Annotated in this window: 7 protein-coding genes; 6 read left to right on the forward strand and 1 reads right to left on the reverse strand. The window is 72.0% G+C overall.

Translation table 11 applies throughout. The features are described from left to right. The first annotated feature begins 105 nt into the window (after nt 1-105). The 5 genes from ACFOWE_RS33150 to ACFOWE_RS33170 all read left to right on the forward strand — a co-directional run bounded on the left by ACFOWE_RS33150 (nt 106) and on the right by ACFOWE_RS33170 (nt 5,477). Nucleotides 106-831 carry a sulfite exporter TauE/SafE family protein gene (locus ACFOWE_RS33150; protein WP_377294908.1) on the forward strand — a complete coding sequence of 242 codons (726 nt, stop codon included), beginning with the start codon at nt 106-108 and terminating at the stop codon, nt 829-831. Nucleotides 832-1,035: 204 nt separating this feature from the next. Further along, nucleotides 1,036-2,154: a sugar ABC transporter substrate-binding protein gene (locus ACFOWE_RS33155; protein ID WP_377294910.1), complete on the forward strand. Its 1,119-nt coding sequence runs from the start codon at nt 1,036-1,038 to the stop codon at nt 2,152-2,154. Nucleotides 2,155-2,227: 73 nt separating this feature from the next. After that, nucleotides 2,228-2,992, forward strand: coding sequence for an ATP-binding cassette domain-containing protein (locus ACFOWE_RS33160; protein ID WP_377294912.1), 765 nt, complete (start codon nt 2,228-2,230; stop codon nt 2,990-2,992). Further along, nucleotides 2,989-4,239 (forward strand): sugar ABC transporter permease, encoded by a 1,251-nt coding sequence (locus ACFOWE_RS33165; protein WP_377294914.1) that lies wholly within the window; start codon nt 2,989-2,991, stop codon nt 4,237-4,239. Before ACFOWE_RS33160 ends, ACFOWE_RS33165 begins: the two co-directional genes overlap by 4 nt. A 35-nt stretch (nt 4,240-4,274) precedes the next feature. After that, nucleotides 4,275-5,477, forward strand: a complete 1,203-nt coding sequence (locus ACFOWE_RS33170; RefSeq protein ID WP_377295144.1) for an ROK family transcriptional regulator — start codon at nt 4,275-4,277, stop codon at nt 5,475-5,477. A gap of 111 nt (nt 5,478-5,588) precedes the next feature. On the opposite strand, the gene ACFOWE_RS33175 is transcribed toward ACFOWE_RS33170, so the two are convergent. Further along, a complete protein-coding gene (locus ACFOWE_RS33175; RefSeq protein WP_377294916.1) occupies nt 5,589-6,425 on the reverse strand; it encodes a neutral zinc metallopeptidase in 837 nt (278 codons plus the stop codon). A 119-nt stretch (nt 6,426-6,544) separates the two neighbouring features. Here ACFOWE_RS33175 and dxs point away from each other — a divergent pair, with 119 nt between their 5' ends. Continuing rightward, nucleotides 6,545-8,464 (forward strand): 1-deoxy-D-xylulose-5-phosphate synthase, encoded by a 1,920-nt coding sequence (gene dxs / locus ACFOWE_RS33180; protein WP_377294918.1) that lies wholly within the window; start codon nt 6,545-6,547, stop codon nt 8,462-8,464. The last annotated feature ends 10 nt before the right edge of the window (nt 8,465-8,474 follow it).

Here is an 8,474-nt window from a genome sequence, read left to right on the forward strand (position 1 = left end):
CACATCCCGCCGGGCGGCTCCGTCGTTCCCGCCGGGCGGGCGGAGGCGTCCCTGGAGGGGCACGCGGTCCGGGCCGGGAGGAGGCCCGGCAGTACGGTCTCCTCCATGAGTGACGAGCTTTTCGTACTTGTCATCGCCGGTCTGTCGGTTTTCGCGGGGGCGGTCGTCCAGGGGGCGGTCGGGTTCGGGCTCGCCCTGGTCGCGGCGCCGGTCGTCATGATCCTCGACCCCGGGCTGATGCCCGGCTCCCTCCAGCTCGTCTCGGCGGTGCTGCCGCTGTTCACACTGGTCAAGGAGTGGCGGCACGTCGACTGGCGGGGGATCTCGTGGGCGCTGCTCGGCCGTCTGCCCGGCATGCTCGCCGGGCTCTGGATCCTCAAGACGGTGCCCCGGGACGCGCTCGGGGTCGGGGTCGGGGTGATGGTGCTGATCGCGGTCGCGCTCACCGCGTGGTCGGTGTCGCTGCCGCGCACCCCGCGCACGCTGGCGGCGGCGGGGCTGGTCTCCGGGTTCACCGGGCAGGCCACCTCGATCGGCGGGCCGCCGATGGGGCTGGTCTACCAGCACGCCCGGGGACCGCAGATCCGCGCCACGCTCGCGATGTACTTCGCCGTCGGAGCCCTGGCGTCGATGACGCTGAACGCCGCGGGCGGGGAGATGCCCGCCCGGGCCGCCCTCGCCGGGCTGGCGCTGGTCCCGTTCCTGGTGGCGGGCTTCCTGGCCTCGGGCCCCCTGCGCCGCTATCTGGACGGCGGGCGCATCAGGGCGGGGGTCCTCTGCGTGGCCGCGCTCTCCGCGCTGGCCCTGATCACGCAGAGCGCCTGGGGTTAACCCCGCGTTTCTGGATTGTTACCGCCCACAACAAACTTTCCCCGGATGAGGTCTGGCATTCCTGGCCAAGCCGGAATACGTTGCCGCAAACAACATTCAACGGCACGGTGATCCGCGACCCGGAGACCCTGCCGCTGGATTCGGCATGCCGTACTTCCCCGACCCCCCACTTTCGAAAGCTCTCGAAGAAAGGACCCGTGCACCATGCGCAAGGGGATCCTCAGCCTGTCCGCCGCCGCCGCGGCCCTGACCCTCGGTCTCACCGCCTGCGGGGGCGAGGGCGACACCAGCGCCGCCAGCAGCGCCGCTCCCTCCGGGGCCGCGAGCCAGGCCCCCGCCGGGAAGATCGGCGTCATCCTTCCGGACAGCAAGTCCTCCGCCCGCTGGGAGACCGCGGACCGCAAGTACCTGGAGGAGGCGTTCAAGGCCGCGGGCGTGGCCTACGACATCCAGAACGCCCAGGGCGACAAGAACCAGTTCCAGACCATCGCCGACCAGATGATCACCGACGGCGCCACCGTCCTGATGATCGTCAACCTGGACAGCGGCACCGGCAAGGCCGTGCTCGACAAGGCCAAGGCCCAGGGCGTGGCCACCATCGACTACGACCGCCTCACGCTGAACGGCGGCGCCTCCTACTACGTCAGCTTCGACAACACCAAGGTCGGCACCCTGCAGGGTGAGGGCCTGGTCAAGTGCCTGACCGACAAGAAGGCCGAGAAGCCCATTGTCGCGGAGCTGAACGGCTCGCCGACCGACAACAACGCCACGCTGTTCAAGAACGGCTACGACGGCGTGCTGCAGCCCAAGTACGACTCGGGCGAGTACGTCAAGGGCCCGGACCAGTCGGTCCCGGACTGGGACAACGCCCAGGCCGCCACGATCTTCGAGCAGATGCTGACCGAGCAGCCGAAGATCGCCGGCGTGCTGGCCGCCAACGACGGCCTCGGCAACGCCGCCATCACGGTGCTGAAGAAGAACAAGCTCAACGGCAAGGTCCCGGTCACCGGCCAGGACGCCACCGTGCAGGGCCTGCAGAACATCCTCGCCGGCGACCAGTGCATGACGGTCTACAAGGCCATCAAGAAGGAGGCCGACGCGGCGGCGGCGCTGGCCATCGGCCTGGCCAAGGGCGAGAAGCCCGCGGCGACCGGCACGGTCAAGGACACCGAGAGCGGCGCCGACGTGCCCGCCGTCCTGCTCGAGCCGCAGGCGATCTTCTTCGAGAACGTCAAGGACGTCGTGGCCGACGGCTTCGTCACCAAGGAAGAGCTGTGCACCGGCGAGTTCGCCGCCAAGTGCACCGAGGCCGGAATCCAGTAACGCGCCGAGGGCACGGCCGGCCGGCTCCCATCTCCCCGCCGGCCGGCCGTGCCCCGCACCCGAGGAGCACCGTATGACCCCCGTACTGGAACTCCGCGGGATCGACAAGAGCTTCGGTCCCGTGCAGGTCCTGCACGACGTCGCCCTCTCCGTCTATCCCGGAGAGGTGACGGCGCTGGTCGGCGACAACGGCGCCGGCAAGTCCACGCTCGTCAAGTGCGTCGGCGGCATCCACCCCATCGACTCCGGCGAGTACCTCTTCGAGGGCAAGCCCGTCCAGGTCGGCTCCCCGCGCGACGCGGCCGCCCTGGGCATCGAGATCGTCTACCAGGACCTCGCCCTCTGCGACAACCTGGACATCGTCCAGAACATGTTCCTCGGCCGCGAGCACAAGCGCGGCATCGTGCTCGACGAGGACACCATGGAGGAGATGGCGGCCAAGACCCTGGAGGGCCTCTCCGTCCGGACCGTCAAGTCCATCCGGCAGCACGTCTCCAGCCTCTCCGGCGGCCAGCGGCAGACCGTCGCCATCGCCAAGGCGGTGCTCTGGAACAGCAAGGTCGTCATCCTCGACGAGCCCACCGCGGCGCTCGGCGTGGCCCAGACGGCGCAGGTGCTGGAGCTGGTCCGCCGCCTCGCCGACCAGGGCCTGGCCGTCGTGCTCATCTCGCACAACATGAACGACGTCTTCGCGGTCTCCGACCGGATCGCCGCGCTCTACCTCGGCCGGATGGCGGCGCAGGTCAAGACCTCCGACGTCACCCACGCGCAGGTCGTCGAACTGATCACCTCTGGCCGGAGCGGGGACCTCGGCCTCACCAACGGAGTTCCGGCATGACCGCCACCCTCAAGCCGGCCGCGGCCGCGGCCCCGGCCCCCTCGATCGGCGCGAACCTCCGCGGCTACGCCGAGCGGGTCCGCGGCGGAGACATGGGCGCGCTGCCCGCGGTCTTCGGCCTGGTCGTGCTCTGCACGGTCTTCTCGATCCTCCGCCCCTCCTTCCTGACCCCGGGCAACTTCGCCAACCTGTTCACCCAGGGCGCGGCGGTCACCGTGATCGCCATGGGCCTGGTCTTCGTGCTCCTGCTCGGCGAGATCGACCTGTCGGCCGGTTTCGCCAGCGGCGTCTGCGCGGCGGTGCTCGCGATCATGCTCACCGAGCAGGGCCTGCCCTGGTACGCCGCGGTGGCCGCGGCCATCCTCACCGGCGTGGTGATCGGCACCGTGCTCGGCACGCTGGTGGCCAAGCTCGGCATCCCGTCCTTCGTGGTGACGCTCGCCGCCTTCCTCGGCTTCCAGGGCCTGGTGCTGCTGCTGGTCAAGGGCGGCACCAACATCTCCATCCGGGACGAGACGATCCTGGCGATCGCCAACAAGTACGTGCCGCCCGCGCTGGGCTGGGGGCTGCTGGCCGCCTGCGTCGCCGCCTACGCGGCGCTGCAGCTGCTGCGCGCGCGCAAGCGGGCCGGGCGCGGCCTGGCCGCCGACCCGCTCTCGCTGATCGCGGTCCGGGTGGGGGCCCTGGCGGTCCTCGGCGGGCTCGCCGTCTACGTCCTGAACCTGGAGCGCAGCCGCAACGCCGCGGTCGTCTCGCTCAAGGGCGTGCCGATCGTCGTCCCGATCATCGTCGTGCTCCTGGTGGTCCTGACGTTCGTGCTGCGCCGTACCGGGTTCGGCCGCCACCTGTACGCGGTCGGCGGCAACGCCGAGGCCGCGCGCCGGGCCGGCATCAACGTGGACCGGATGAAGATCGCGGCCTTCATGATCTGCTCCACCATGGCCGCGGTCGGCGGCATCATCGCGGCCTCCCGGGCCAGCTCGGTCGACCCCAACACCGGCGGCAGCAACGTGCTGCTCTACGCCGTGGGCGCGGCCGTCATCGGCGGGACCAGCCTGTTCGGCGGCAAGGGCCGGGTGCTGGACGCCATCCTGGGCGGCGCGGTGGTCGCGGTCATCGAGAACGGCATGGGCCTGATGGGCTACAGCTCCGGCGTGAAGTACATCGTCACCGGGAGCGTGCTGCTGCTGGCGGCGGGCGTGGACGCGCTCTCCCGCAAGCGCGCGGCCGCCACCGGTCTAAGGTGACCGGTGATCCCGACGATCTGAAGGAACACCACGCGATGCGGGCCGGTCCCTCCCAAGAGGAGATCAGGCGCCACAACCTCGGCGCCCTGCTCCGCCATGTCCACCTGAGCGGGCCGACCTCGCGCGCGGAGCTCACCAGCCGGATGGGACTCAACCGCAGCACCATCATGGCCCTCACCGCGGACCTGACCGCCGCCGGCCTGGTCCGCGAGGAGCTGCCCAGGGAGACCGGCCGTGCGGGCCGCCCCTCCCTGGTGGTCCGCCCCGAGTCCGCCCGGGTCTACGTGTTCGCGCTGGACGTGGGCGTCGACCGGCTGGTCGCCGCCCGGGTCGGCCTCGGCGGGACGGTCCTGGACCGGCGCGAGGCCGTACGGCGGCGCGGCCCCTTCTCCCTGGAGGAGGTCGTCGGGCCGCTGGCCGGCTTCGCCCGGCAGATGCACCGCAAGACCCGGCCGGACACGGTCTGCGTCGGGGTGGCGGCGGCCTTCTCCGGCGGGGTGGCGCGCGAGGACGGCGTCGTGCGGTTCGGGCCCAACATGGGCGCGGCGGACGTGCCGTTCGGCGAGGAGATGTCCCGCCGCCTCGGCCTCGGCCTGCCCGTGGCGGTCGGCAACGACGCCAACCTCGCGGCGATGGCCGAGCACCTGCGCGGGGTGGGCGTCGGCTGCCGCGACCTGGTCTACCTCCACGGCGACGTGGGCGTCGGCGGGGGAGTGATCGCGGGCGGCGCCCTGCTCGGCGGCCACCAGGGCTTCGGCGGCGAGGTCGGGCACATGGTCGTCAACCCCGGCGGGCGGCCCTGCGGCTGCGGCTCGCACGGCTGCCTGGAGGCCGAGGTGGGGGAGCGGGCCCTGCTGGAGGCCGCCGGGCGCTTCGGCTCGCAGATCGGCAGGGAAGCGGTCCGCGCGGTGGTCGGCGCCGCCGACCGCGGCGACATCGTCGCGCAGGCGGCGCTGAACCGGGTCGGCGACTGGCTCGGTCTCGGCGTCGCCAACCTCGTCAACGTCTTCAACCCGGAGCTGGTCGTCTTCGGCGGCATGCTCCGTGAGGTGTATCTCGGCGCCGCGGCCCAGGTCCGCAGCCGGCTCACCGTCGACGCCCTCGGGCCGGCCCGGGAGCACCTGCGGCTGCGGACCTCGGCCCTCGGCGACGACGCCACCCTCGTCGGCGCCGCCGAGCTGGCCTTCGCCCAGGTCCTCGCCGACCCGCTGGAGGTCCTCACCCGCGCAGGCTCCTGACGGGAACCACCGGGCCGGGCCTGAAGGGAGCCACCGGGCCGGCCTGACGCAGGTGCCGGCCCCGGGCGCGCGCCAGGCTCCCGGCCCCGCACGGGCGGGCCCGTGCCCCGGTCAGTCGACCAGGCGGGCCGGGGCGGTGAAGGTGTTGCAGGCGGCGGGGCCGCGGCGGTCGAAACCGCGTTCCATCCAGTGCGCCTGGCTGTCGCCCCTGCCGTGGTCGTTCTTCGGCCAGGTCTTGTGGCCGTTCTCGGTCGTCCACTCCAGCATGGCGTCCCAGTGCTCCCGGGTGACCCGCAGGTCGTCTGCGGTCACGCCGAGGAAGGCCGAGGCCAGGCAGTCGGCCTGCAGTTCCAGGCGGCGGGAGAGCGCGAGCTTGGCCGAGGGGGCGGAGCGCCAGGCCGTCCGGCCGTAGTAGGGCAGGATGCCGGCGAGCTGCTGGACGTGGTGGGCGTACTCGTGGGCCATGAACTGCGCGTGGTTCGGCCCGTAGGGGTTCTTCAGGACGGCACGGGTGACGCCGATGTAGATCGTGCGGTCGCCGGAGCAGTAGTAGCCGCCCGCGCCGGCCGGCCACCTCCCGCAGGCACTGCTCACCCGCGAGGTGACGAAGCGTATCTCCGGCGGGGAGAACGCGAGCCCGGCCTTGCCGAACTGGATCGCCCAGGCCAGCCCCAGGCAGTGGCCGACACGGGTCATGAAAGCCTTGTAGGAGGCCGCGCTCCCCGCGCGGATCCGTCCCGCCGCGCAGGACACGGAGGGCAGGGCGCTGGTGCCGTACAGGGGGTTCGCGGTGGCCACGGCCCTGCCCTGCACGGCGCGGACCTCCGGGGCGGACCGCTGGGCGGCGGCCAGGGGGACGGCGCCGGCCTGCCCGGCGCCCGCCGCCGGGGAGAACGCCAGGGAGGCGCTGACGAGGGACGACAGGAGTCCGAGGGCGGGCGAGCTCATGATGAGGGAAAGGGTAGGGCAAGTGTGGATAAAACGTATAGATTGCCCGTCTTTGCGGGCAGCGCGCTAGAGGCGAACTAGACTCGCCCTGTTGCGACAGGACAGAGGGGAATGATTCCGTGAGCGAGCGGGCCGGACGGCTGGGCGGTCTTCTGGAGTCGGTCAAGGGACCACGGGACCTCAAGGAACTGGGCGCGGAGGAGCTGCCACGGCTCGCCGCCGAGATCAGGGACCTGCTCGTCAGCGCCACCGCCCGCACCGGCGGCCACCTCGGCCCCAACCTGGGCGTGGTCGAGCTGACCATCGCGCTGCACCGCGTCTTCGACTCGCCGCGCGACCGCATCCTGTGGGACACCGGGCACCAGGCCTACGTCCACAAGATGCTCACCGGGCGCGCGGACCGCTTCGGCACGCTCCGGCAGGAGGGCGGCCTGTCCGGCTACCCGAGCCAGGCCGAGTCCGAGCACGACGTCATCGAGAACTCCCACGCCTCCACCGCGCTGTCGTACGCCGACGGCCTGGCCAAGGCGTACAAGCTGCGCGGCGAGAGCGACCGCACGGTCGTGGCGGTGATCGGCGACGGCGCCCTGACCGGCGGCATGGCCTGGGAGGCGCTGAACAACATCGCCGCGCACCGGGACCTGCCGCTGATCATCGTGGTCAACGACAACGGCCGCTCCTACTCGCCGACCATCGGCGGCCTCGCCAACCACCTGGCCTCGCTGCGCACCAACCAGCGCTACGAGGACGTGCTGGAGTTCGTCAAGGACAACCTGAACAAGGTGCCCGTGGTCGGCGCCCCGGTCTACGACGCGCTGCACGGCATGAAGAAGGGCATCAAGGACGTCCTGGCCCCCCAGGCGATGTTCGAGGACCTCGGCCTGAAGTACATCGGGCTGGTCGACGGCCACGACACCCAGGCCGTCGAGGCGGCGCTGCGCAAGGCCCGCGGTTTCCGCCGCCCGGTCATCGTGCACGTGCTCACCAAGAAGGGCTTCGGCTACTCCCCCGCGGAGAACCACGGCGAGGACTGCTTCCACTCGCCCGGCGCCTTCGACCCGCTGACCGGCGAGGAGAAGCCCAAGCCGCACGGCTGGACCAACGTCTTCAGCCAGGAGATGGTACGGCTCGGCGCCGAGCGGCAGGACATCGTGGCCATCACCGCCGCGATGCTCGGCCCGACCGGCCTGATCCCGTTCTCCGAGGCATACCCCGACCGCCTCTACGACGTCGGCATCGCCGAGCAGCACGCGCTGACCAGCGCCGCCGGCCTGGCGATGGGCGGCCTCCACCCCGTCGTGGCGGTCTACGCGACCTTCCTCAACCGGGCCTTCGACCAGCTGCTCATGGACGTCGCCCTGCACCGGCTGCCGGTCACGGTCGTCCTCGACCGGGCGGGCGTCACCGGCGACGACGGCGCCAGCCACAACGGCATGTGGGACCTGTCGATCCTGCAGGTGGTCCCCGGCCTGGCCGTCGCGGTCCCGCGCGACGAGCCCCGCCTGCGCGAGCTGCTCGCCGAGGCGGTCGCGGTCGACGACGGCCCGACCGTGGTGCGCTACCCCAAGGGCCCGGTCGGTCCCGAGATCGAGGCCGTCGGCAAGCTCGGCGAGATGGACGTGCTCCGCACGGGCGAGCCCGACGTGCTGGTCGTCTCCGTCGGCCCGATGGCCGAGATGTGCCTGGAGGCCGCCGCGCTGCTCGACGCCCAGGGCATCTCGGCGACCGTGGTGGACCCGCGCTGGGTCAAGCCGCTGGACGAGGCCCTGGTGGCGGCCGCCCGGGTGCACAAGCTCGTCGTGGTGGTCGAGGACAACGGCCGGGTCGGCGGTGTCGGCGACGCGGTGGCCCGGATGCTGCGCGACGCCGACGTCGACGTGCCGGTCCGCACCTACGGCATCCCGCAGCGCTTCCTGGACCACGCCAAGCGGGCGAAGATCCTCGCCGACATCGGCCTGACCGCCCAGGACATCGCCCGCGAGATCACCGAGGCGGTCGCCAGGCGCTCCCCGGTCCTGGAGAACCACCCGGCCCGCTGACCTCGAAGGG

Source organism: Planomonospora corallina (assembly GCF_042650625.1).
Taxonomy (GTDB): domain Bacteria; phylum Actinomycetota; class Actinomycetes; order Streptosporangiales; family Streptosporangiaceae; genus Planomonospora_B; species Planomonospora_B corallina.

Coding starts and splice junctions, on each gene's coding strand:
- ACFOWE_RS33150 (WP_377294908.1), top strand. CDS start 106: ATGAGTGACGAGCTTTTCGTACTTGTCATCGCCGGTCTGTCGGTTTTC.
- ACFOWE_RS33155 (WP_377294910.1), top strand. CDS start 1,036: ATGCGCAAGGGGATCCTCAGCCTGTCCGCCGCCGCCGCGGCCCTGACC.
- ACFOWE_RS33160 (WP_377294912.1), top strand. CDS start 2,228: ATGACCCCCGTACTGGAACTCCGCGGGATCGACAAGAGCTTCGGTCCC.
- ACFOWE_RS33165 (WP_377294914.1), top strand. CDS start 2,989: ATGACCGCCACCCTCAAGCCGGCCGCGGCCGCGGCCCCGGCCCCCTCG.
- ACFOWE_RS33170 (WP_377295144.1), top strand. CDS start 4,275: ATGCGGGCCGGTCCCTCCCAAGAGGAGATCAGGCGCCACAACCTCGGC.
- ACFOWE_RS33175 (WP_377294916.1), bottom strand. CDS start 6,425: ATGAGCTCGCCCGCCCTCGGACTCCTGTCGTCCCTCGTCAGCGCCTCC.